Genomic DNA, 23,200 nt, shown 5'->3' on the forward strand with positions numbered 1-23,200 from the left:
GGATTTGACGGATGCCGCTCTTGCCACGCCGGCAACCCCTGGGCCTGCCGGCAATGATCCCAGCCTCGCTGCCGACCGCCGGTGAGCCGGCGGAAAAGACATTGCAGCGCGGCATCGACCTGCAACGGCGCAAGCGTTTTCGCGAGGCCGAGTTCTGCTACCAGACGGTGCTTCGCACGCAGCCCAAAAATGCCATGGCGCTGAACCTGATGGGCACGCTCGCCATCGAGGCCGAGCATCATGACGCCGCCATTGCCTATATGGAAAGGGCGGTCAAGCTCGAACCGGACAACGCCATCTTCCGCAACAATCTCGGCAATGCCTACAATGTCACCGGCAACGTCGACAAGGCGCGCAGACATCTGAGAAAGGCGATCGAGCTCGACGGAGGGCTCATCGAAGCGCTGTGCAATCTCGGCCGCTCCTACCGCAGCCAGCTCGAGGGCGACATTGCCGAAGGGTTCTATCGCCAGGCGCTGGCTATCGACGGCCAGTCGGTGATGGCACTTGCCGGTATGGGCGATTTGCTCACCGACATTGGCCGGCCGGCCGAGGCGGTCGAATGCTTCAGCAAGGCCCTTGCCATCGACCCGGGCCATGTCGAGGCGCTGGCTGGAATGGCGCTTGCGCGCCGGGCGGTCAAGGACGATCCGACGTTGCCTTTGGTGCTGAAACGCCTGGAATTGCCGACAACCACCGATCGCGAGCGGGTAGTGCTGCACCACGCCGCCGGCAAGATGCTCAATGATCAGCGCGATTATGGCCCGGCCATCCGCCATTTCGCGAGGGCCAAGGCGATTTCCGGCAATGACTTCGACATCGACCGGCACACCCAGCTTTACGACAGCTTCATCGACACCTTCGACGCCGGCTTCTTCGAGGCGCGAGCCAATTTGGGAAATCCATCCAGACGCCCGGTCTTCATCGTCGGCATGCCACGGTCGGGAACGACGCTGACCGAGCAGATATGCGCCAGCCATCGCGATATCCATGGCGCCGGCGAGTTGTCGACCATTCGTTCACTTGCCGGCGAACTTGGGTTCGACAAGCTCGACCCAGCCATTTTCACCGAGGCCATGGCGGCGCTCACTGCGGCCAAGGCCAAGGAGCTTGGATCGAAATATCTCGACGCTCTCAAAAAGCGCAACAACACGGCGCGGCTTGTCGTCGACAAGATGCCGCATAATTTCGAGCTGCTGGCCTTCATCAGCCTGATCTTGCCGAATGCCCGCATCATCCATTGCCGGCGTGACCCGATGGACAATTGCGCGTCCTGTTTCATGCATAATTTTTCCGAGGCGCACGGCTACAACGCCGATCTGACCAAGCTTGGGCAGTATTACCGGCAGTATGAGCGCCTGATGCGCCATTGGGCCAAGGTCATCCCGCTGGATATCCACGACATGCCCTACGAAGAAACGGTCGCCGATTTCGAAAATCGCGCCCGCGGATTGATCGGATTCCTCGGCATCGAGTGGGACGATGCCTGCTTGCGTTTCAACGAAACCGAGCGCACCGTGCGGACGCCGAGCCGCTGGCAGGTGCGCCAGCCGATCTATTCATCCTCGGTCGAGCGCTGGAAGCTGTATGGCGACGCGCTGGATCCGCTGAAGGCGGCGCTGGGTCCGGTTTATCAGTCCTGATTTCAGTTGGCCCGAACAACCTCGCGCTCGACGCGCGCTGGCGTAGATTAGACCTGAGTTGCACCGTGCTTTGGGGCCAAATTAAAGCCGAATGCTTTCATGACCGCCAGTGTGGTTTCCAGCGTAGGATTACCGTTTTCGCTGAGCGAGGTATAAAGATGCTCGCGAGCCAAGCCGGTCTTTCTGGCAATGTTGCTCATCCCCTTGGCGCGGGCAACGACACCGAGGGCGGACGCGACGAATTTGGCGTCTCCGGTTTCCATTGCCTCTGCCAGAAACGCCTCGATTGCCGTATCGGAATCGAGCATTTCGGCGGGATCGAAATCATAGATTTTTTCAACCATTGTCGTCACTCCATTCTACGGCCAGGCGCTTTGCTGTCCGTATGTCGGTTTCTTGTGAACTTTTATCCCCGCCGCACAGGAGCAGGATGACCGTTTCACCGCGCTTGTGAAATAAACGCGATAGCCGGGCCCATAGTGAATGCGCAATTCACTGATGCCTTCACCCACTGGGGCCACGTCGCCGGGATTTCCTACAATCAAACGTTGCAGCCGAACGGCAATTGCCGCCTTGGCTCTTCCGTCTTTCAGCTTTTGGTGCCACCTCCGAAAGGTGGCTGTCTGCTTCAGGATTGCCATGGGGACTAGTAAGTTATAAATTACAATTCGTCAATGTCGAAATAGGGCGAGCCTCCAAAACGAAAAGCCTCACTCCATCCGCCCACGCGCTTCCACCTTCAGCGTTTCCAGCACCTTGTCACCGTCGATCAGATGCACCTGGTCGAACAGGTTGGTCACCACGCAGCAATGATCAGGCACCACGCGCACGCGCTCGCCAATGCGAAGCTTCGCACCATTTCCAAGCGTGACCGTGCCATGTTCCTCGCTCAAGCTGGTGACGCGGGCGCCGGGCATGCCGAGCAGCTCGCCAAAATCGGCGAGCCCCAGCGTGTCGCTGGACAGCGCCTTGCTGCCGCTGTCCAGGATGGCGCGGGCCGGCGTCGGATGGCTGACCACGGTGGCGAGCACCGTCAGCGCACAATCGTCGAGCGTGCCGACGCCTTTGGCGACCTGGTAGCGGTCGAGGTAGATGTAGGTGCCGGGGCGGTATTCGGTCACCACGCTGTCCTCGCCCGAGCGCCACATGTCAGGCGTGCCGCCGCTGGAGATGCGTTCACAGGCGAGGCCCGATGCCGCGAGCGTTTGTTTGGCGCCGGCCAGCCACGATTCAGCCTCGGCGGCGCGGCCGGCCGCGGGGTAGGTCATCAGCCCGCCGAAGGTGAGCCCCTTGGCTTGGTCGATCAACTTCGCCAGTGCCAGCGCCTCGGCGGCGCTTTGCACACCACAACGGCCCATGCCGGTGTCGCATTCGACCAGGACGGGCAGGGGGTGCCCTGCATCGGTGAAGGTGGCGGCGAGCCCCTCCAGCGTTTCGAGGCTGTCGGCCGTCACTGACAGTGTCACACGGCCATGCAGGGCCTTGAGCCGCTCCAGCTTGGCGCGGCCAAGGATGTTGTAGGGCAGGAAAATATCGGTCAGCCCGGCATCGGCCATCACCTCGGCTTCGCCGATCTTCTGGCAGGTGATGCCGACCGCGCCGGCCGCCACCTGCTTCTTCGCCCAATAAGGCAGCTTGTGCGTCTTGATGTGCGGCCTGAGTTTCAGCCCGTGGCGGTCGGCATGCGCCTGCGCTCGTGTGATGTTGGCTTCGGCGCGGGCTGCGTCGATGAGGATCGCCGGCGTGTCGAGGTCGTCTATGCCTTGCATGAAATATCACCCTGGGAAATCTGGCTGACTTATGGCCCCGATCCGCACGGATGTCATGGGGCCAGCACGCAGTTTGCGTCGACACCGCAGCGCTGTTCGGCTATGCGCTTCAGATAACTCCAGGGAACGCGACGCGAAGGGATCACGATCATGAAACGCTCCACCGTCAACGACATCATCCGCGATGCAGACGCCTTCATCCGCTCGTTCGGCTACATCATGCCGCCCTTCGCCTACTGGAGCCCGGAAGAGATGAAGGCGCGCAAGGCCGACTCCGCCGCCATTTTCACCTCGCGGCTCGGTTGGGACATCACCGATTACGGCCAGGAAAAATTCGACGAACTCGGCCTGTTCCTGTTCACCGTTCGCAACGGCGTCTATGCCGACATGAAGAAGGGCATGGGCATGCTTTACGCCGAGAAGATCATGATCTCGCGCAAGGATCAGCTGTCGCCGATGCACCGCCACAACATCAAGGCCGAGGACATCATCAACCGCGGCGGCGGTAAGCTCGTGCTTGAACTGTTCATGCACGATCGCGACGGCGGCATCGATCCGAAGGCCGAAGTGACGGTGCCGGTCGACGGCACCATCCACAGGCTGCCGGCAGGCGGGCTCCTGAAGCTCGACCCGGGCCAGAGCGTGACGCTGCTGCCCGGCGTCTGGCACGCCTTCTGGGCCGAGGGCAAGGATGTGCTGATCGGCGAGGTCTCGACCGTCAATGACGATCTCACCGACAACGTCTTCCGCGAGCCGATCGGCCGCTTCTCCAACATCGACGAGGATGTCGCGCCGGTGCACCTTTTGGTGTCCGACTATGAGAAGTGGGTGGGGTAGGCGAGGCCTAATCGCCCCAATTCACCTGCTGAAAGAACGTCCAGATGCTGATCGTGCTGTCATCCCGATCGCTCGTGCTGTGCAGCGTCAGGACAATATCCACGGTGGGCGGCGCCTTGATCAAGACTGTGATCAGGCGCGCGCTGCCGTCAGGCACGATACCTATGCCTGAGGTCATTTCCCAATTTCCGTCGGCTTGCTGAAGTCGGGAAGAAGTATCTCCGAATTGCTCCCTCATCGATGCATCGTTTGGAAACGGTTCGTCGGTGAGTTCTGCAAATTCCTTCCAGGATCCGGAGACTGCCGCCTGAATGGCGCGTTCTATTCTGGCTTTTTCCGCTTCGCTAACTTGAGCCGGCATCCCGAACTCCGATCTACCGCTGGTACTTATCCGCCTTACGCGTCCCCAGCAGAAGCTTGCGCTCAAGCTGTGCCCGCAGCTCGCCATAATAGGCGGTGAGGAAGGCCCTGGAATCGACCGGCTCGACCATCATGCCGATCTTGCGCCCGATCGTCTCGGCCACGGCTTTCAGTGCGAAATAGTCGTCGCGGCGCAGCACCTCTTCCAGCTTGTGCAGTTCGGCGATGCCATAGGCATCGAGCTGCGCCTGGGTGAAGCGGAAGGCGCGGGTAGTGGTGTCCTGGCGTTGCGACAGGTCTTCGACCAGCGCCAGTTTGGGCGCCTCGACCACCCAGGTTCCGGCCAACAGGTCGCCGATGCGCATGCGGTCGCGGTTGAACAGCGGGAAGAGCGCAAACAACAGCGTCCACACCATTCCGAAGATCGTCGACAGCGTGTCGGCGAGCCCCATCTCGCTGCGGCCAAGGATGATCGACAGCGGCAGGAATATCTCGATCTCGCGCATCAGATTGCGGGCAATGACCTGATCGACTGACAGGCCGGCGCCGCTGCGCGACGCCACCCGGATGCCGAGCATCCGTTTGCCGGGCGTGGCGGCGCGGCGGCCGGCTTCGAAGACGATGAAATAGGCGTTGCGCAGGAAGAAGATCAGGATGATCCAGACGATGAACAGCGGCTGCGCGCCTTCGCCTTTGAGGCCGGCCAGCCCGAACAGTGCAATGATCGAGATCACGATCGCCGTGACGATGATGATGACAAAGTCGAGCAGGAAGGCGGCGGCGCGAGTGCCGGCATCGGCGAGCTTGATCCGGAGACCGACCCCTTCCGGCGTGATCAGCGGCCGTATGGTCGAGACGGCAGCACGCCTAGCGGTCGCCATGCCGCACCACCCTGAACACATAGAAATAGCAAAGCCACAGCGTCAGCATGCCGCCGCCAATGGCGTAGCGTGTCACGTCGCTGGTGATCACCTGCCGACCGATGCCTTCGAGCAGGCCGGCAAACAAAAGCATGATCGTCACGCCGACCATGGTGGTGGCGGCCACGCGCCCGGCATCGGCAGCAGCCGTCATCCGCGTCAGTTCGCCGGGGAAGGCGATGCGCGTGCCGATGCGCATGCCGGCGGCGCCCGCCAAGGCGATCGCGAAGATCTCGGTGGTGCCATGGATGGACAGCCATCCGCCCAACTCCAGGCCGAGCTCCTTGGCGACGTAGATCTGGAACATCGCGCCAAGCAGGCAGCCATTCATCAGGATCAAGAGCACGCTCGGCACCGCGAAGGCAAAGCCCAGCGCGAAGGCCAGGATCGCCACCTGGACATTGTGCGTGAACAGATAGGCGGCGAAGCCCGACAGGAAATTATTCTCGGTGCCGTCATAAAGCACCTGCCGCAGCACTTCGGCCGAGGCATCCGGGTTGCGCCCGCCGGCCAGGCTCGGCGGAATGATGGCGTCGAACCAGCCCTTGTCTTTGGCCACCAGCCAGTAGCCGGCGCCGGCGCCGACAAAGGTCAGGACGACCGACAGCAAGGTCTCGCGCCACAAATCGCGAATGGCGTGTGGCCAGTCATGCAGGAAGAAGTCGCCGATGCGCTGCCGCAGGCCGCGACGTGCGCCATAGAGGTAGAAGTAGCCGCGCAGGCAAAGCGCTTCGAGATAGCTGACCAGCGCATTGTCGAGCGACGTCGCCCGCGCCACCGAAAGCGAGGACAGCGCCGAGCGGTAGAGCAGTGGCAGCGACAGCAGTTCGTCTTCCGACAGCGTGCGTGGCGCACGTTTCTCGACCCGGGCAAGCAGCGCCTCGAACGCCTTCCAGTCGGCCTCGCGCTCCGAACGGAAGCTCGCCAGCGACTGGCGCACCGCATCCTTGCCGACCAGCGCGTTCACAACAGATCCTCTCGCTTCAGCTCGAGATAGCGCTCGACCAGCGCCGGTCCGAGCCTCTGATGGTCGGCTTCGATGACATGCGCGCCGAGCAGCCTGAGCCTGCCGATGACGACCTGCCTTTCGCGCAGCAGCCCGCCGGCGACGACGGAGCGCGCCACATCCTCTGGTGTGTCCGGCGGCATGTCGGCCAAGGTCTCCAGCTCGACATCCTTCATCATCATGAACAGCACCAGATGGCGTTCGGTGAGCCGGCCTACTGTGCGCAGCATCAGTTCGGCGCTGATCGGATCGACGAAGTCGGTGAAGATGATCACCAGCGAGCGTCGGTCGAGCTTTGCTGCAAGGGTCGTCAGGGCAAGGGTGAAATTGGTCTCTTCGGTGGAATAGTCGATTTCCGCCGCCCGCTTCTGGATCATGGCGAAGCTGGCGGAGCCGCGCACGGCGCCGCTGGAAACGCGCGGCCGCGCGTCGAAGCCGAACAGGGAGACCATGTCGCCGCCCTTCAGCGCAATGAACGCCGACAGCAAGGCTGCGGTGACGGCGCGGTCGACCTTCGGCACGCCGTCGACGGGCTCGCACATCAGCCGGCCGCTATCGATGGCCAGCACGATGTTGTTGTTCTCCTCGATACGGAATTCGCGCGCCAGAAGCCTGCCGTGGCGGGCGCTGCGCTTCCAGTCGATCATGCGCCGGCCCATGCCGGGCTGGTAGTCCTTGAGCGCCTCGAATTCGCGGCCCTGGCCGGCGCGGCGCTGCGCATGGCCATCGGGCAGCGCCTGGCGCTGCAGAAGCGTGATCGCCTCGTCGCGGGCGCTGCTGACGTTGGGCAGCACCGCCACCTTGCCGTCCATCGGCAGCACGACCTGGTTCCAGACCAGCCCGAACGGCCCGCGCCAGCGCACCCACAGGCGATCGAACCTGGCAATGCCGCGCCGCAGCGCCTGAAATTTGAGATCGAGCGATGCGCTGCCGGCCTCGGCGGTCAACGCGCCGCCGGTGCCGCCCAGCGGGGCCAGCCGCTCGTCATGGCCGAGGCGCGCCTGCACCGCGCGCGACCGTCTGCTGAGCCCGGCAGTGACATGGACGGTGAACTGGCCGCCGACGCTGACTTGCGGCGGGGCATGGATGCTGGCATCCAGGGAAGCGCGTCCGCGCCCGGCGGCGGCGTCCACGGCCAGGAAAGCAAGCAGCGCGCAGATCCACAACAGGCCGAGATACCACAGCGACGGCAGCGCGAGCGCGATCAGGAAGGCCGGTATTGCACCTGCCGCACCTGCCCAGACTGCCCGGCCGCTCGGATAGATCAACGTGGCGCTTCCGTCTGGTCGACCAAGTCGGTGACGATCTGCTCGACCAGGCGGCCGTCGATCTGCGCCGCCGGCGACAGGATCACGCGATGGCGCAGCGCCGGCACCGCAAGCGCCTTGACGTCGTCGGGGATGACATAGGCGCGCCCGTCGAGCGCTGCCCGGGCGCGTGCGGCTCTCGCCAGCATGGCGCCCGCACGCGGGCTGGCACCGACTTCCAGATCGGGGCTGGCGCGCGTGGCCCGCACCAGCCTTGCGATATAGTCCACGACGTCGTCGACAATCGTGACCTCGCCGACGGTCGCCAACGCCTTTTCCAGCGTCTTGCGGTCGGCCTGGGCGGTGATGCCGTATTGCTTGATATCGTGCGAGGCGGTGCCGCCGCCATGATGGATGATGATCGCCTTTTCCTCTTGCGGGCCGGGGTAGCTCACCCGGTGCTTGAACAGGAAACGGTCGAGCTGGGCCTCGGGCAGGGGATAGACGCCCTGATGCTCGATCGGGTTCTGCGTCGCCACCACCATGAAATTCTGGCCGAGCGCATGGGTGGTGCCGTCGAAGGTGACGGCATGTTCCTGCATCGCCTCCAAAAGGGCGGCCTGGGTCTTGGGCGGCGTGCGGTTGATTTCGTCGGCGAGCAAAAGGTCGCAGAAGATCGGGCCGCGCGTCAGCGTGAATTGCCCGGTCTGGAAATTGTAGATGTTGGAACCGACGATATCGCCGGGCATCAGGTCGGGCGTGAACTGGATACGGCCATAGGCGACCCCCAGCGCCTGGGCAAAGCAGCGCGCCGTCATCGTCTTGGCCGTGCCCGGCGGTCCTTCGAGCAATATATGCCCGCCGGCGAACTATGCCGTCAGCATCAGATCGACCGTATCGTGTTGCCCGGTGATGGCCTTGGCCACCTCTTCCCTGATCTGTGTCGCCAGGGCCTTCACATCATCGACGTTCACCGAGCCTCCTTGCCGTCCAGTCGTGCAGCTTTTCGGCTGCATCATGCATTTGTGTCAGGGTCTTTGCCGCGTTCGCAGCTTGCAGGCGGGTCGTGAAACCGCCGGCTTCGTCCTTGTCGCGGGAATCGAGCCAGCGGTCGAGCGCTTCGCCCTGCAAACCGTGCGGCGCGCCGAGCAGCGCGCCGGCGCGCACGCGTGCCAGTGCTCCATAGCGGTCGCCCAGTTCCTCCAGCCGGCCAGCGCGGCGCAACAGCATCGCCGTGGTATCGACCAGCGCGCGCTTGCCGAAGGCGATGGCGCGCTGATCGGCCCGCGGCGGCCCGAACCGGCCAAGGCCATGCAGGAAGGCAAGTGCCGCCGCCGCCAGGATGGTCAGCGTCAGCGCCAGGAAGGGCGGCTCGACCAGAAGCTTGGCGAGATCGTATTTTCGCCCGACGCCATGCAGCGTCAGGTCGAACATGACGGCACCCTCTTCGGGCTGCAGGAGCTCGATCAGCTTGAGCGCCGCCGCCGCCTTGTCGGGATCTTTCAAGCCGGCGTTATTGATGAGATCGGGGTCCGTCAGAATGTAGAACCGCTCGTCTTCAACCTCGGTCAGCACGGCCTTACCGTTGCCGGCGGCAATCAGCGGGTGTTCGTCGGCCACCCATTGCAGCTGGCCGGGAACGCTGACCATTTGCCCTGCGACGTCGAGTTGCTTGGCCATGGTCTCACCTTCGCCGAGCGTCGCCTTGGCGATGCGGCCGAGCCAGTCGTTGACCATCACATCCGGCAGCCGCTGGATCTTCATCTCCCAGCCCTCATGCTGGAACAGCGGCAAGGTCGCCCATTTGGGCAGAACGAACAGCGTATCCAGGCCCTTGCGAAGCTTGATGATGTTGGCGAGCGCATCCGGGTCGCTGTCGGGCGAAATGGTGACGATCAGCAGCATCTCGGTCTCGAGATCGCTGTCGGACCGCGCCATGTCGGGCGCTTCGCCGGTCAGCTTCAGCCATTGCGCCAGACCGGCATAGCCGATGCCGCTCTTCGACAGCGGCGTTGCGCCACCGACGCTCGGCTGGCGAAAGTCGGGCGCATAGGTGGACAACAGGAAGAAGCCTGCGGCCGCGAGCAGGCTGGCGAAAATGCCCCAGAACAGCGTCCTGCGGCTGAACGGTTCCTGCTGGGCGATGTCGGCTGTCGCGTCACTCACGTCCAGGCATCCCTGAAGACGAATCGCTCATAGGCGCTGCGCGCCTCCTGCCAGCCCTCGGGCCCGACCGGCCGGCGCGCGAACAGAGCGGCCTCGACGATGCGCGCGATCTGGGTAAAGGCGCCACGCGCCCGCGTTGGCAGCGACGCCGCTCCCGCGATATCGCGCGCGGTCAGCGACGGGCGCAGGAAGTCGGGCAGGCGGCCGGCAATGTCGGCAACGCTGCGGCGAAGCAGGAGATGCACCGCCTCGTCATACTCGCCCCGGGCGGCCAGCGCATCGGCTTCCGACAGCAGGACCTGCGCGGCGCCAACGTCGGGGTGCCATGTCGCTTCCGCCTCGGTCACGCTCTTTTTGCGCCACCAGGGCAGGCGCCAGGCGACGCCTTTCACTTCAAGGACAATCAGCAGCAGAATGATCGCGGCACCTGTGATCACCGCGCCCCAGAACAGGTAGATCATGTACGGGCCGAGCGATTTCAGGAACTCGCCCAGCGGTCTCAGCCACTCGGGTGTCTCGGGTGGTCTGTAGGCCGGCAGGTCGAACTGGATCGAATCCTCTGACAGCAACTGCTTGTGCAGTTTGGCCAGCCATTCGGCTTGCGCAGCGTCCGGCTGTGCAGCAGTCACCTTTTCGCCCCCCCTGCAACCTGCGGTTCGCGGGCCGACACTGACAATACGCCAAGGCAATTGCAAGCGGCGGCAACCGCAAGTATCAATATCGGTGATTTATACTTTCTGATTTCGGGTATCCATTAGTCGGGGGGAATGTAACATGACGTCAATCGCGAGCGAGCGGCCGGAACGGTTCAGCATCGGCAGGGCTTTCAGCAATACGTTTTCGGTAATCGGACGAAGCTTCGTCCCACTTGCCGCCATCGTCGGCCTTTTTTCGACGCTGCCTGCGCTGCTGTACAACATCTGGAGCTTTAGACAGATTGCAAAGATAGCAGTACCTGGGGCGAGCTTCGAGCAATCGGCGATGGCGGGCTATGGTGCCGTTTCGATGATTGCCGGCCTGGTGCTCCTGATCTTGGCCTTTCTGGCGCAGGCGGCGCTGGTACGAGCGACAATCGAAGATTTGAACGGCAAGCGCCCGTCGATTGGCGATTGCATTCAGATAGCCTTGCGCAGCTTCCTCCCCACGCTCGGAATTGGTCTTGTGATCATCGTGGCAATGTTTCTGGTGGCGATGATATTAACGGTCATCACCATGGCCATCCCCATCGTCGGCGGTGTGATTGCACTTCTGTCGCTCATCCCCATAGCCATGTGGCTGATCAGCATATCGGTGGCTGTGCCCGTCGCAGTTCAGGAAAGGCCTGGCGTCTTCGCCTCGATTTCGCGAAGCAGGGCGCTGACGAAGGGAAGCCGCTGGCGGATATTCGCGCTGTTTCTGGTCCTCGGCATTGTTGCGATAGGGCTACAAGTGGTTTTCACCTTGCTGTTTCAGGCTGCTATTGCGAGCGGCGGGATCAGCACGACCGGTCTCATCGCCGCTGCCATCGGAAGCAGCCTGCTGTCGACAATCGTTTCGGCGGTGATTTCGGTGGCGATTGCCGTCACCTATGTCGAGCTGCGCCAGGTCAGGGAAGGCACCAGCGTCGACGAACTGGCGGAGATCTTCTCGTAACGAAGGTTTTGGCCCGAGAACAGCCAGTCATGTTGGCGCGATTGGCCGGGATCTAGCTCGGGCCGGAAGGGGTAATCGTGGCATCGACGGCGTCGGCGCGGCTTGAGAAGTTCCAGATCGGCAGGGTTTTCAACAACACCTTCGCCGTGATCGACCGCAATCCCGGTCTGATGATTGCTTTGGCGGCGCTTTTCCTGGTCCTCCCAGCAGTTGCGCTCAATCTGTCGAACCACTGGAATGGCGGCCCCAACGGCTACATCGCCACACCTCCACTCGGCGCGAAGTGGGTCATTATGAGCAGCTCGTTCTTATCGCTCGTTTTAAGCCTGATCTATTTCGTTTGCGCGCTGTTGTTCCAGTCCTCGCTGGTGCAAGCGACGATAGAGGACCTGAACGGCAAGCGCCCGGCGATCGGCGACTGCATCCAGATAGCCTTGCGCAGCATATTCCCGACGCTGGGGGTGGGGCTGATTGTCTTTTTGGCCATGATCCTTGGCCTCATCGTGATGGGCATCGCCGGAATGTTGGTGCCGATCTTCGGAGCGATCATTGCCTTCGTGGTGTTGCTCGTTGCCGGCATCAGGTGGCTGCTCGGCATATCGGTTTCCGTGCCGGTGCTGATGCAGGAGCGGCTTGGCATGTTTGGCGCGATGTCGCGCAGCCGTGCTCTGACAAAGGGCAGCCGCTGGCCGATGTTCGGTGTCTTTCTGATCCTGTTTTTGGCGGCGCTTGCCTTCCAGATGATGTTTGCCTTGCTGATCGGCCTGATTTTCGCTTTCTTCAGCGGCCTCTCGACGGTCGCCCTGATTTTCGGCGCTATCGGAAGCGTCCTTATCGCGACGGTCGTGTCCACGGTGGCATCGGTGGCCATTGCGGTCGCCTATGTTGAACTTCGCCAGGTTAGGGAAGGCACCAGCGTAGACGAACTGGCGGAGATTTTCTCTTAGAAGGCGAAGCCGACTCGGCTGGTCGGGCGGCGGGGATTTCAGTGACAACAGCTTGGCCCCGCCTCCGCGCTCGTCCGACACAGGCACGACGAGGTGATCGCCACATCCCGCGCGAGCTGGACATGGTCGAAGCAGCGTTTGGCCGCACGGTTAGCCTCGTCCTTGCCGTGCTCCTTCCAGGTGAGGTTGTAAAAAGGCCCGGCGGCATAGGCGATGCCCCAATGCACGAATGCGCAATCAGGATCTGTCTCCAGCGCCTTTTCGAAGCACTTTATGCCTTCCTCATGGTTGAAGCCGTAGCACCAGTTCAGCCCGATATCGAACCAGCGCTGCGTCTCGGCCGAGGCGGTGGAGATTGGACGGCGATAGGTGCCGAGGTCGAAGTGGTCCATGCGTTCTCGTGCAAAATATCGCGGCCAAAGTGTATCAGGCCTTGAACTCAATCTTGGGGTGCTGACCTAGGTAAAGTGCGAAGCAATCTGTTCGACAGGGTCCTTGTCTGGGCGCACCAAAAGCCAGAAGATCAGCCCTGTAGCGCCACCGAGTATCCCTATGAAGGAGCATGCATAGAGAACTCCGCCGATTCCCAATGGAGGACTCCACTTAATGAGGCCGAAGACAAACGCTGGAACAAAAACTGCCAGAAAGCCAACGACGACGTATACCCAAAAAAACTGCCAGCGCCGTCGGGTGAGGACATAGAAGGCCGGAATTCCTACCACCGCCTCCACAACATAGAAAACAAGGGTTACGAAGATGAAGCCCGACAACGGCCCCGTCTCAGGGTGGTTCGCATGCCAATTGTAGCCGGGCAGGATCGCCGGAATAATGGGTGCAAGAATGAAAGCCCAACGGGCGCGCATGTGTATTCTCCGGAATGACGCGAGCCCACAGCGGCGCCTCGTCGACACACCAGACCGATCCACGATCGCCGCGTCAAGACAAACACCGTCGTAAATGCTCGGAGTGCGCTGCAGGTATTTACCTGAGCGACATACCGCTCAGGTGCCAGCCGGTATGCGGCGTCCCCGAACGATCACCCCTCCAGCCACACCTTCTCAAAATGCTGTTCCAGCGACTGGTGCTGTTCGCAGCCTTGCACGCCCTTGCGGTAGGTGCGGTAGACCGAGCGCCAGTAGGGCTGGATGATGATGCCGGAATCGCGCAAATTCTGCTCGATCCTGGCCATGATCTCCTTGCGCTGGGCGGCGTCCGGCGTTGCCAGCGCCTTGTCGAGGAGTTCGTCGAACTCTTTGCTGGCGTAAGCACTTTCGTTCCAGGCGGCGCCCGATTTGTAGGCGAGCGCCAGCACGTGGACGCCGAGCGGGCGGCCCAGCCATTCGGTTGTGGAGAAGGGGTATTTGCTCCAGTCGTTCCAGAAGGTCGCGGCCGGCAGCACGGTGCGCTTCATCTTCAGGCCGGCCTCGCGCATCTGCGCGGCGATCGCGTCGCCGGTGCTCTTTTGCCATTCGATGTCGACCGAGATCAGCTCGAATTCGTGGTCGGCCTTGCCGGCTTCAGTGAGCAGTTTCTTGGCCTGATCCATGTCGCGCTTGGCCGGGCCGATATCGGCAAATTCCGGGTGCATCGGGCCGACATGGTGGTTGTCGGCCGGCTTGCCGCGACCGCCGAGGCCGAGCGCCAGCACGGCGGAATTGTCGACGGCAAGCTGGGCGGCGCGGCGCACCCTGACGTCGTCATAGGGTGCGTTGCCGACATTGAAACGGGCAACGATGGTCGAGCCGGTGGCGATCTCGGAATTCAACAAGCCCATCTGCTCGGTCTGCGACACGGCGTCGGACGCGGTCTCGTGGTCGGTGTCGATTTCGCCGGATTCGAACGCCGACAGCATGGCGTTGGGGTCGGAGCCGTAATCGACCCATTTGATGCCGTCGAGGTAGAAGTCGCCCTTCCACCAGGGCTTGTCCTTGCGCTTCACCTCCGCACTGGTCTCGGCATTACAGCTGACCAGTTCGCAAGGGCCGGTGGTGATCGCCAGCGCCTTCATCGGGTCGTCGCCGCCCTCATAGGAGCGGTGCATGATCAGCGCGGGATAGTCGGCCATACCGGCGATCAGGGAAATGTCGGGCTTCGGCAGATTGAGTTTGACGGTGAAGTCGTCGACCTTCTCGATGCCGCCGTCGACCGGTTTCTTGGTGTCGGCATTGACCAGCGCACCCATGCGCGCGGCGACCGAGTTGCCGGCGACGGAAGCATCGCACCAGCGGGTGAGATTGTGGATGACGTCGTCGGCGTTGAAGGTGTCGCCATTCGACCAGGCGATGCCCTTGCGCACATGCAGCGTCAGCGTCCTGGCGTCGTCGCTGGTTTCCCAGCTTTCGAGCAGCCACGGCTCGAAGGTGAAGTCGCGGTTCCAGCGCACCAGATATTCGTTGCAATGGCGCGCCACATTGGACATCTCGACACCGTCGAAGGTGCGCGGATCCTTGAAACCCTTGACGTTCATGGCGACGCGCAAGGTGCCGCCGCGCTTCGGCTCTTCGGCCCGGGCAGGTGACGCGCTGAGGCCGCCCAGCGCCAGCGCGCCGGCAGCACTGACGCCAAAGCCGGCCATGATGGCGAGATATTCGCGCCGGTTGACGCCGCCTGTCCTGAAATCATCGGCAACGGGCTTCGCCTGCGGGTGCAAATTACGGTCGGTCAGCATGAATTTCATCGTCGTTCCCTTTTTTTTGTCGGGCGCCCCGACGGTCCGCTTCCGCTGGGGGCGGATGCGATCGCCGAGGCGCCGTTGCCTGAGCAGGTGATGATAAAGCGGGCCGACACCGGGAAATGTTCGCTTTTCCGCAATTCTTGTGCACTGCTCCGCAGTGGTAGATGGCCAATCTCCCCCCTTGTTGTGGGGGAGATGTCCGGCAGGACAGAGGGGGGCGCTGTCCCGCCATCCCGTCTGCCGACTGAAGTATCATCGCAGATAATCGTTGCGTTGATTTAGGATATTGAAGGGCCGCGATCCTTCGCGCCCCCCCTGGCCTGCCGGCTTTCGTCGTTCGGAAAGCCAAGCAATTGGCTTTCCATCCGCTACGCGGACCACTCCTCAACCCCCACGAGGGGGAGATCAGCGCTTCGCCGCCTCAATACGGCCAGTCGTTCTTGCCGAGCACGGCGACGGCGGCGATGGCTGCAAGCGTGCACACGAACGCCTCGCCGGCGCGCGGAACATTTTTGCGGGCGCGCAGAAAACTGTGCACGAGGCGGTTCTCCTCATACCACCAGGCGCGGCCGCCGGCGGCAACGACGCGGTCGCGATAGGTCTCGCCGTCCGACGACAGCGGATCGCACTGGGCAGTGATGATGACAGTCGGCGGCAGGCCGGAGAAGTCGTTGTCTTTCAGCGGAGAAAAAGTCGGGTCGTCGGGCGACTGTGCCGGGGCAGCGCGAATGGTGCGGTAGAACGCGATGTCGCGCAGCGTCAGCAACGGTGCCTCGGCATGTTCGACATAGGAGCCGGCACTCTCGTCGCCGCCGAGGCCGGGATAGATCAGCACCTGGCCGGCCGCCCGGCGCAGGTGGCGGCGAGACGCGTGCGCGACCGCGGCGGCAAGGTTGCCGCCGGCGCTTTCGCCGACGAGCACGATCGGCAAGTCCGTTGTCACCGCCGCCCATTCGAACACGGTCAGCGCGTCGTCGAAGGCGGCCGGGTGGGGATGTTCCGGCGCCAACCGGTAGTCGGCCGAGACAACGTCGAAACCGGTGCCGGCGCAGATCTCGGCGCAGATGTCGTCATGGCTGTCGAGCCCGCCAAGCACAAAGCCGCCGCCATGATAGTAGACGATGACGGCGCGCACGGGCTTGCCCGCCATCCGATAGTAGCGGATCGGGATGGCGTGCCCTGCATCGGCGGCGATGATGCCGCCGCTGGCCGAAACCCCTTTGGGATAACCCTGATGGAAGGCGCGGCACATCGCATCATAGACCGACCTTTGCTCGGCGATCGGAAGTTCGGCGATTTCTGGCGGGAACCAGTCATTGACCAGGTCGATATACTCCCACAGCGCCGGATCGAGCAGGGTGGCGTATTTCCCCCGCCTGGCGGTCTTGAGCTTGTGGACCGTGCCCATCTCTCAGAGCTCGCCGTAGAGCCGTTCGGCGTTTTCAAACGTGAAGCGCAGCGGTACCGAGCCTTCGACCTGCCATGCATCGATGGTGTCGCCCGCCATCAGCCGGCACGCGTCTATCGTGTTGGTGACGGCGCCGCCATAGAGCCGGTTGGCAAGGTTGAGGATGGCGGTCTGGTGCATGGCGGCACTGCCGCTGCCGCAGGCATCCTTGACCAGAAGCACGCGAAAGCCGGATGCCACCGCGTCCTTCACGGTGGCGTCGATGCAGGCCTCGGTCCAGACGCCGGCGACGATCAGCCATTCGATGCCGCGCGCCTTGAGTTCGGTTGCGCCAGGTCCGGCGCCGAAGGCGCTGGCCTGCGTCTTGACCAGCATCGTCTCGCCGGCCGCGGGCGCCACCTCATGGCAAATCTCCGTCAGCGGATCGGTCTTGTCGGAAAAGGCGGACTTGCCGTCGGCGTCGAGCGGATGGAACGGACGCGCCTTGGCGGTATCGACGATATAGGCCCAGTGATACAGCGGCACGAAGTTGCGCCGCGCCGCCGCCTGCAGGCGCTGGACGTTGGCAAGCACCTCGCCAAAACCTTCGACCAGATAGCGCTTGTCCTGCCGATGCTCTTCCTGGAGGTCGATGAACGCCGCGGCGACCGTGCCGCGTTTGATCGAGATGGGGCTTTTCATGTGGACGGGCCTGGGTTCGCGACCGCCGCCGCCGTTCTTCTCGCAAGGGCAGCGCAAGCGATGAAGATTGGTCGGCGTCCTCCGAACTTCGTCATCCCAGGGCGAAGCAGCCGCGCAGCGGCGTCGCGGAGACCCGAGGATCCATGCCGTGACGCTGGTCGGAGAGTGCGGCGGAGCAGAACTTGCACCGTTGGGGCGCGGATGAGTCCCGGCATGGATCCTAGGGTCTGCGCCGCGTCGCTGCGCTCCTTGCTTCGCCCTAGGATGACGAAGGCATAGCTGCCGCGACTATTCCCGAAGGTTTGCGATACCGCGCTGACGTTAGTGAGGGACGCTGCGATCAAACCTGCTTCTCCAGAAATTCATCCTCGTAGGGAAAGCGCGACAGAAGCTCGGTGCCGGTGTCGGTGATCAGGATCTCGTCCTCCAGCTTGACGCCCTCGCGGCCGCCTTTCTCGCCGATATAGCTTTCCACGCTCACCACCATGCCGGGCACGACAACACCGTCGCGGCCGTAGGTTTCATAGTCCATGGCGTGCGCTATGAACGGCGTCTCGCCATGCATGCCGACGCCGTGCATCACCGAGGTATAGCGCTGGTCGACGAAGCGGTCCGGGATTTTCCACGCCTTTTCGGCGATCTCGCGAAAAGCCATGCCCGGCCTGACGATCGAAACGTTGTGCTGAACCTGGTCGTGTGCCATGCGGTAAAGCGATTTCTGATAGTCGGTCGGCTTGCCCGGCCCGCAGCGGAAGGTGCGCGAAAAATCGGAATAATAGCCATAGCAGCCGATCGTATCGGTATCGAGCGCCAGAAGCTCGCCCGGCCGGATCTTGCGGCCGCTGGCCTCGTTGAACCACGGATTGGTGCGCTGGCCCGAGGTGAGGAGCCTCGTCTCGATGAACTCGCCGCCCTGGCGGATCACCTCGCCATACATGATGGCGAACAGATCGTTTTCGGATACGCCGGGCTTGATTGCCTCGCGCACGGCGTAGACGGCAGCTTCCGCGCCGGCCATCGACACCTGCAGGCATTTGACCTCCTCAGGCGTCTTGACCGCGCGCACCGCCAAAATCTCGCCCTGGCAATCCTTGACCTCGCAGCCGCGCTTTTCCAGCGCCAGCGCCTGCAAATGGCTGCAGCGGTCGAGCCCGAGCTTCATCGAGCCGCCGCCATGTTTCTTCAAAAGCTCGGCGATCTCGTCGGCGAAGGGGCCGGCGGTTTCGTCGTCGCGGCCCGACACCGAAGACCATACCAGCTTGGACGGGCGCGCCTCGTCGATCGTGTCGAGCACCATCGAGACATGGTAGCTCTGCGGGTATTCGAACAGCACGATCGGCCCGTCGGTCGGGATGAAGAAATACCGCGTCGAGTTGCGCAGGAAATAGCCGAACATGTTGCGCGAGCCGGTGGCATAGCGCTGGTTGTAGGGGTCGAACAAAACGACGCCCCCATAGCCCGCCTCGCGCATCCAGCCGCGCAGTTTCGCCAGCCGACCCTTGCGCAGCGCGTCGGCATCGATGAAGGACGGCTCGGTGTCCGACAGCCACATGCCGCCGGCGGAGTCAGCCGCGACCGGGTGGCGCATGCGGTCCTTGAAATCCACATCCTCGGTGCTGTCGGGGTCGAAAACGACGATGCTCATTGGGTGCGCCTCCTGAAGGGCTAGACCATAGCCATGCGCCGAAAAATGTCTGTGCGGGAATCCGCAGATGTCGTGCGAAATGCCGCAAGAAGGGCATGGATACAAAGGGCAATGTTGCGATCCTTCGCGCCCCCCTCTGTCCTGCCGGACATCTCCCCCACAAGGAGGGAGATTAGCAGCTTTCGCGTCCCGCTCGCCCTGCAACGTTGGTGATTGGCGAAAGCCGAGGCGACATCTGATCTCCCCCCGTGTGGGGGAGATGTCCGGCAGGACAGAGGGGGGCGCTGTCCCGCCAGCATCTCACCGCGTTAGCGCGCAGCGCCCTCTAATGCCGCCGCATCGCCTTCGGCGCGTGCCCATGCTCCTCGCGAAACGCTCGGGCAAAACTTGACATCGAAGCAAAGCCGCAGGCCAGCGCCACGTCTCGCACCATCAGCGTCGAATGGGCCAACAGGTCGGCGGCGCGCCGCAGCCGGAGCCGCCGGTAATATCCATTGGGCGAAATGCTGAGCTGGGCGCGGAAATTGCGCTCCAGCTTGTCGGAGGAGACACCGAGCCTTGCCGCCAGCTCCGTCATGCCGAGCCGCTCTTCCACCGCATCCTCCATGATGGCGATGGCCGACAGCACCAGTTCGTTCTGGACGCCGGTGCGCAGCCTGAGCGGCATCAGCTTGCGGTCGACGCTCGAACGCAAGGGGCTGTGCACGAACCATTCGGCAACGCCCGCCGCGAGCTCGCCGCCATAATCGTTGGTGATGATCTCCAGCATCATGTCGAGGCTGCCGACGCCACCGGCCGAGGTGAAGCGCTTGCGGTCGATGACGTAGAGATCGCGCCGGAGCTCGATATCCGGGAAGGCCTCGGTGAATGCCGCCTGGCTGGTCCAGTGCAAGGTGCAGGCATGGCCGTCGAGCAGGCCGGCCCTGGCAAGGAAGAAGGCGGCGTCGGCCACCGCGCCGATATGGGCGCCGGCGCGCAGGCTCCTGCGGATCCAGGCAACCGCATCGTCCGCGACAAGCAAGTCCGCATTGCCGCCGGAGCAGACGACGATGCGGTCGACCTTCGGTGCGCTCGAGGCTGAGAATCCCGGTTGTATGACAACCCCATTGGATGCCTCGACCGTGCCCTGGTCGGCGCCGACGATCACCCAGCGGTAACAATCGCGTTTGGCCAGCACGTTGGCGGCGCGCAATGGCTCGATCACCGAACTGAACGCCATCATCGGAAAGCCGGGAAAGACCAGCACGGCGAAGGTGAGGGGACCTTCGCTCGCTGCGGGTTGCGCCCGGTCGTGTGTTTGGCTGGCACGGTCGGTATTCACAATTGTGTATTTCCCGGGAGCGTCATTGGTGGCAGACAGGAAATGTAGCGGGCTTTTTGGCCCGCCGGCAATGGAGACGACGCCATGTTTGCGGCCCAGAGCATCGACAGCACCAACAAGCCAGCCTTCTACCGCGAACTGGCCACCCAGTTGAAGGCGCTGCTGGAAGGCGAGAGCGACTCCGTCGCCAACGCCGCCAACACATCGGCGCTGATCTTCCAGATGGTGCCCGATCTCAACTGGGCCGGCTTCTATTTCCTGGCGTCCGACGAGGAGCTGGTGCTTGGACCGTTCCAGGGCAAGCCGGCCTGCGTGCGCATCGCCGTCGGCAAGGGCGTGTGCGGCACCGCCATCGATCTCGAAATGTCGATGCTGGTCAAGGATGTGCATGAATTTGCCGGCCACATCGCTTGCGACGCCGACTCGCGCTCGGAACTCGTCGTGCTGCTGAGGGACAATGACGGCGTCTTCGGCCTGATCGACCTCGACAGCCCGACGCCCGGCCGCTTCGCCAAGGACGACCAGGACGGCATCGAGGCGCTTGCCGCGATCTATGTCGCGGCGAGTTCGTTCGAGGATTAAGCGAACTTCACCAGCATCAGGCTGAAGCAGCCGATGAACAGGAAGGCGCAGGAGGCGAGCGCCAGCGGGCGAAGGCCGCGCGAGCGCAACTGCGAAATGTTGGCCTGCAGACCCATGGCGGCGAGCCCCATGGTCAGCATGATGATGGTGGCGAACGCCATGGCCGACTTCACTTCGGCCGGCACGGCAACCAGGCTGTTCAGCGCCACGACGGCGATGAAAGCGGCGACGAACCACGGCATCGGCGGCCGCGCACCGGATTGGTCGCTTGGGCGATCGCCATTGCTCTTGCGGCGCGTCATCAGGCCGAGCGCGACGACCATCGGCGCCAGCATGGCGACGCGGGTAAGCTTGGCGACGGTGGCGATCTCGCCGGACTGGGCGCCGTTCTGGAAGCCGGCGCCGATGACCTGCGCCACCTCGTGGATCGAGGCGCCGGCCCACAGGCCGAATGCGTGCTGGTCGAGGCCGAGCACCGGCGCCAGCAGCGGGAAGCCGAGCATGGCGACGGTGCCGAACAGCGTGATCGAGGCGACGGCGTAGGTGACGTCCTCGTCGCGCGCATCGGTGACGATGTTGGTGGCGACAATGGCCGAAGCGCCGCAGATCGAAGTGCCGGCGGCAATCAGTTGCGCCAGCTTGGCGTCGACGCCGATCAGCCGGCCAAGCGTAATGGTGAAGACGAAGGTCGCTCCAAGGGTCAGCGCCACGATGCCGACGCCGCCGGCGCCGATGTAGACGACCTGGCCGAGCGTCAGCTGAAAGCCGAGCAGCACGATGGCAAAGCGCAGCAGGCGCTTCTGCGAGAAGGCAATGCCGGCCTTGGCGTGGGCGGGCGTGCCGAGCACGTTGGAATAGATCATGCCGGCGACGACGGCGAGGATCATCGGGCTGAACAGCGCGAAGCCGGAGACATTATGGGCCGAGAAGGCCACCCCAGTGATCATCGTCACCAGCACGATCCCGGGGATGACGCCATTCCACACGGAATCGAGCCGCTTCCGGCCCACGGCCAGGTCGGCCGATATCAGGCTGATCGGAATATCGTTCGCTAGCTGGGCGGCGGAAGACAATGCAATTCTCCGGGCAAGTACCTCAGGAGAATGTCATTCCAGAATCGATCTTTACAACGAATTGTTCTTGTTGGAATGATCGATTTTTGCGAACGGTCGGCAATGCCTTCAATCTAGCCTGTGCCATGCAAACATGATGACTGGCTCGGTTATGCAGCTTGACGCTCTGCGTCTTGCACTCCAGCGTGGCGTCATGTCCATTTTCTCGCTCGCCATCGCCCAGCGACGTCGCCTCTGCACAGTGCGGAGCGGCAAGGCGCGACGACAAAGACCGGCACACTAAACCGCTTCGTTCGTTCCAGCCCCGCCCGCGATGTCTGCCGGCGGGGTTTTCATGTCTGGAGCCTCTGCCATGTCCAATTCTTCCATCCTGTTTCGGCCGGCCCAACCGGCGGACGCTGCCGCCATCAAGGACATTGTGCGTGCCGCCTATGCCAAATGGGTGCCTTTGATCGGCCGCGAGCCGCTGCCGATGCGCGCCGACTATGACAAGGCGGTCGCCGAACATCCGTTCGATCTCGCCATCGAAAATGGCCGCATCGTCGGCATGATCGAGACCATCCTGGCCGACGATCATCTCTGGATCGAGAATGTCTGCGTTGCGCCACAGGCGCAGGGCAGGGGCATCGGCCGGCTGTTGCTGGAACGGGCGGAGCAGAAGGCGCTGGAGGCCAGCTGCTTCGAGCTGCGCCTGCTGACCAACGGCGCCTTCATGGCCAATGTGTTGTTGTACAAACGGCATGGCTATACGATCAACCGGGAGGAGCCGTTCATGAACGGCATGACGGTCTATATGAGCAAGAAATTGGGTGATGGCCGATAACAGGGAGGATCGGATGGCAGTCAGGGTCCGGTTGAAGCCGCTCACGGGGCGGTATGCGGTTTCGCGCCTCGAAGCAAAAGACAGCATTCCCGGCTGGGCGGACGGGCCGGGCTTCGTCAGCATCACCAGGACAGAGGACGAGCTTTCGGTCGTCTGCCTGCAGGATCGGGTGCCGGACGGGGTGAAGCATGACAGGGACTGGGTCGCCCTGAAACTCCAAGGTCCCTTTGCCTTCGACGAAACCGGCATCGTCCTGTCGGTGATAAAGCCATTGTCGGAAAGCGAACTCGGCATTTTTCTGGTATCCACCTTCGATGGTGACCATCTGCTCGTCAAAGCCAAGGATGAAGCCGCGGCAAGGGGGCTTCTGGTCGCGGCGGGGCACACGCTTCTGTAGCCGTAGGCTCAATCGCCCGCCCTTGCGTTTGACATCGCTCTTGCCCCATCGTTATCCCCGATACGACGA

The 23,200-nt window shown here is 63.0% G+C and carries 22 protein-coding genes and 3 pseudogenes; 7 read left to right on the top strand and 18 right to left on the bottom strand.

All coding sequences use genetic code 11. The features are described 5' to 3' along the window. The first annotated feature begins 11 nt into the window (after positions 1 to 11). Positions 12 to 1,643, top strand: a complete 1,632-nt coding sequence (locus tag NKJ78_RS01110) for a tetratricopeptide repeat-containing sulfotransferase family protein (RefSeq protein ID WP_023689644.1) — start codon at positions 12 to 14, stop codon at positions 1,641 to 1,643. A 47-nt stretch (positions 1,644 to 1,690) separates the two neighbouring features. Here NKJ78_RS01110 and NKJ78_RS01115 read toward each other — a convergent pair whose 3' ends face one another. The 3 genes and pseudogenes from NKJ78_RS01115 to NKJ78_RS01125 form a co-directional block, all read right to left on the bottom strand. Then, positions 1,691 to 1,987, bottom strand: a complete 297-nt coding sequence (locus tag NKJ78_RS01115) for an addiction module antidote protein (RefSeq protein WP_023689645.1) — start codon at positions 1,985 to 1,987, stop codon at positions 1,691 to 1,693. After that, positions 1,980 to 2,284 (bottom strand): annotated as a pseudogene (locus tag NKJ78_RS01120) (type II toxin-antitoxin system RelE/ParE family toxin). The gene NKJ78_RS01115 and the pseudogene NKJ78_RS01120 overlap by 8 nt, the downstream one beginning before the upstream one ends. 69 nt (positions 2,285 to 2,353) lie before the next feature. Continuing rightward, the gene (locus NKJ78_RS01125) at positions 2,354 to 3,412 is read right to left on the bottom strand and encodes a D-TA family PLP-dependent enzyme (protein ID WP_023739273.1); all 1,059 of its coding nucleotides are present in this window, start codon (positions 3,410 to 3,412) and stop codon (positions 2,354 to 2,356) included. Positions 3,413 to 3,562: 150 nt separating this feature from the next. Between NKJ78_RS01125 and NKJ78_RS01130 the strand changes: the two genes are divergently transcribed. After that, a complete protein-coding gene (locus tag NKJ78_RS01130; RefSeq protein WP_023694398.1) occupies positions 3,563 to 4,249 on the top strand; it encodes a D-lyxose/D-mannose family sugar isomerase in 687 nt (228 codons plus the stop codon). A gap of 7 nt (positions 4,250 to 4,256) precedes the next feature. Here NKJ78_RS01130 and NKJ78_RS01135 read toward each other — a convergent pair whose 3' ends face one another. The 7 genes and pseudogenes from NKJ78_RS01135 to NKJ78_RS01165 all read right to left on the bottom strand — a co-directional run bounded on the left by NKJ78_RS01135 (position 4,257) and on the right by NKJ78_RS01165 (position 10,577). Further along, positions 4,257 to 4,610: a hypothetical protein gene (locus NKJ78_RS01135; RefSeq protein WP_023702292.1), complete on the bottom strand. Its 354-nt coding sequence runs from the start codon at positions 4,608 to 4,610 to the stop codon at positions 4,257 to 4,259. A 13-nt stretch (positions 4,611 to 4,623) separates the two neighbouring features. Beyond that, positions 4,624 to 5,490, bottom strand: a complete 867-nt coding sequence (locus tag NKJ78_RS01140) for an RDD family protein (RefSeq protein WP_023739274.1) — start codon at positions 5,488 to 5,490, stop codon at positions 4,624 to 4,626. Continuing rightward, on the bottom strand, positions 5,477 to 6,496 hold the full coding sequence (locus NKJ78_RS01145) for a stage II sporulation protein M (protein ID WP_023739275.1): 1,020 nt from the start codon (positions 6,494 to 6,496) through the stop codon (positions 5,477 to 5,479). Before NKJ78_RS01145 ends, NKJ78_RS01140 begins: the two co-directional genes overlap by 14 nt. Then, positions 6,493 to 7,803, bottom strand: a complete 1,311-nt coding sequence (locus NKJ78_RS01150) for a DUF58 domain-containing protein (protein ID WP_023739276.1) — start codon at positions 7,801 to 7,803, stop codon at positions 6,493 to 6,495. Before NKJ78_RS01150 ends, NKJ78_RS01145 begins: the two co-directional genes overlap by 4 nt. Beyond that, a pseudogene (locus NKJ78_RS01155) lies at positions 7,800 to 8,756 on the bottom strand (AAA family ATPase). Before NKJ78_RS01155 ends, NKJ78_RS01150 begins: the two are co-directional and overlap by 4 nt. Further along, entirely contained in the window at positions 8,743 to 9,948 is a 1,206-nt protein-coding gene (locus NKJ78_RS01160; protein ID WP_023739278.1) for a hypothetical protein, read from the bottom strand. The pseudogene NKJ78_RS01155 and the gene NKJ78_RS01160 overlap by 14 nt, the downstream one beginning before the upstream one ends. Next, a complete protein-coding gene (locus NKJ78_RS01165) occupies positions 9,945 to 10,577 on the bottom strand; it encodes a DUF4129 domain-containing protein (RefSeq protein ID WP_023739279.1) in 633 nt (210 codons plus the stop codon). Before NKJ78_RS01165 ends, NKJ78_RS01160 begins: the two co-directional genes overlap by 4 nt. Before the next feature lie 145 nt (positions 10,578 to 10,722). Between NKJ78_RS01165 and NKJ78_RS01170 the strand changes: the two genes are divergently transcribed. After that, on the top strand, positions 10,723 to 11,580 hold the full coding sequence (locus NKJ78_RS01170) for a hypothetical protein (RefSeq protein ID WP_031253510.1): 858 nt from the start codon (positions 10,723 to 10,725) through the stop codon (positions 11,578 to 11,580). Between the two features lie 77 nt (positions 11,581 to 11,657). Continuing rightward, positions 11,658 to 12,527, top strand: coding sequence for a hypothetical protein (locus NKJ78_RS01175; RefSeq protein ID WP_023739281.1), 870 nt, complete (start codon positions 11,658 to 11,660; stop codon positions 12,525 to 12,527). A gap of 59 nt (positions 12,528 to 12,586) precedes the next feature. Here NKJ78_RS01175 and NKJ78_RS01180 read toward each other — a convergent pair. From NKJ78_RS01180 to NKJ78_RS01210, 7 genes and pseudogenes are all read right to left on the bottom strand, one after another. Then, positions 12,587 to 12,919: pseudogene (locus tag NKJ78_RS01180) on the bottom strand (hypothetical protein); the annotation flags it as partial. A gap of 66 nt (positions 12,920 to 12,985) precedes the next feature. Next, positions 12,986 to 13,390: a hypothetical protein gene (locus NKJ78_RS01185; protein ID WP_023698040.1), complete on the bottom strand. Its 405-nt coding sequence runs from the start codon at positions 13,388 to 13,390 to the stop codon at positions 12,986 to 12,988. A gap of 173 nt (positions 13,391 to 13,563) precedes the next feature. Continuing rightward, a complete protein-coding gene (locus NKJ78_RS01190) occupies positions 13,564 to 15,204 on the bottom strand; it encodes an ABC transporter substrate-binding protein (protein ID WP_352562296.1) in 1,641 nt (546 codons plus the stop codon). A 418-nt stretch (positions 15,205 to 15,622) separates the two neighbouring features. Beyond that, a complete protein-coding gene (locus NKJ78_RS01195; RefSeq protein WP_031196895.1) occupies positions 15,623 to 16,609 on the bottom strand; it encodes an alpha/beta hydrolase in 987 nt (328 codons plus the stop codon). Positions 16,610 to 16,612: 3 nt separating this feature from the next. After that, positions 16,613 to 17,290 carry an isochorismatase family protein gene (locus tag NKJ78_RS01200; RefSeq protein WP_023826099.1) on the bottom strand — a complete coding sequence of 226 codons (678 nt, stop codon included), beginning with the start codon at positions 17,288 to 17,290 and terminating at the stop codon, positions 16,613 to 16,615. 340 nt (positions 17,291 to 17,630) lie between these two features. Continuing rightward, complete coding sequence (locus NKJ78_RS01205; protein ID WP_352460092.1) at positions 17,631 to 18,935, bottom strand: M24 family metallopeptidase; 1,305 nt, start codon at positions 18,933 to 18,935, stop codon at positions 17,631 to 17,633. 325 nt (positions 18,936 to 19,260) lie between these two features. Continuing rightward, the gene (locus tag NKJ78_RS01210; RefSeq protein WP_245270993.1) at positions 19,261 to 20,157 is read right to left on the bottom strand and encodes a GlxA family transcriptional regulator; all 897 of its coding nucleotides are present in this window, start codon (positions 20,155 to 20,157) and stop codon (positions 19,261 to 19,263) included. Between the two features lie 183 nt (positions 20,158 to 20,340). Between NKJ78_RS01210 and msrC the strand changes: the two genes are divergently transcribed. Beyond that, positions 20,341 to 20,838, top strand: a complete 498-nt coding sequence (msrC, locus tag NKJ78_RS01215; RefSeq protein ID WP_352460093.1) for a free L-methionine (R)-S-oxide reductase MsrC — start codon at positions 20,341 to 20,343, stop codon at positions 20,836 to 20,838. Here msrC and NKJ78_RS01220 read toward each other — a convergent pair. Further along, positions 20,835 to 21,911, bottom strand: coding sequence for a YeiH family protein (locus NKJ78_RS01220; RefSeq protein ID WP_352460094.1), 1,077 nt, complete (start codon positions 21,909 to 21,911; stop codon positions 20,835 to 20,837). The genes msrC and NKJ78_RS01220 overlap by 4 nt on opposite strands. Before the next feature lie 352 nt (positions 21,912 to 22,263). Between NKJ78_RS01220 and NKJ78_RS01225 the strand changes: the two genes are divergently transcribed. Then, positions 22,264 to 22,734: a GNAT family N-acetyltransferase gene (locus NKJ78_RS01225; protein ID WP_352460095.1), complete on the top strand. Its 471-nt coding sequence runs from the start codon at positions 22,264 to 22,266 to the stop codon at positions 22,732 to 22,734. A 13-nt stretch (positions 22,735 to 22,747) separates the two neighbouring features. Then, positions 22,748 to 23,131, top strand: a complete 384-nt coding sequence (locus tag NKJ78_RS01230; RefSeq protein ID WP_023705798.1) for an ACT domain-containing protein — start codon at positions 22,748 to 22,750, stop codon at positions 23,129 to 23,131. Positions 23,132 to 23,200: the final 69 nt, after the last annotated feature.

The sequence above is a fragment of the Mesorhizobium sp. M0037 genome (assembly GCF_040323635.1).
In the GTDB taxonomy this organism is placed as follows: domain Bacteria; phylum Pseudomonadota; class Alphaproteobacteria; order Rhizobiales; family Rhizobiaceae; genus Mesorhizobium.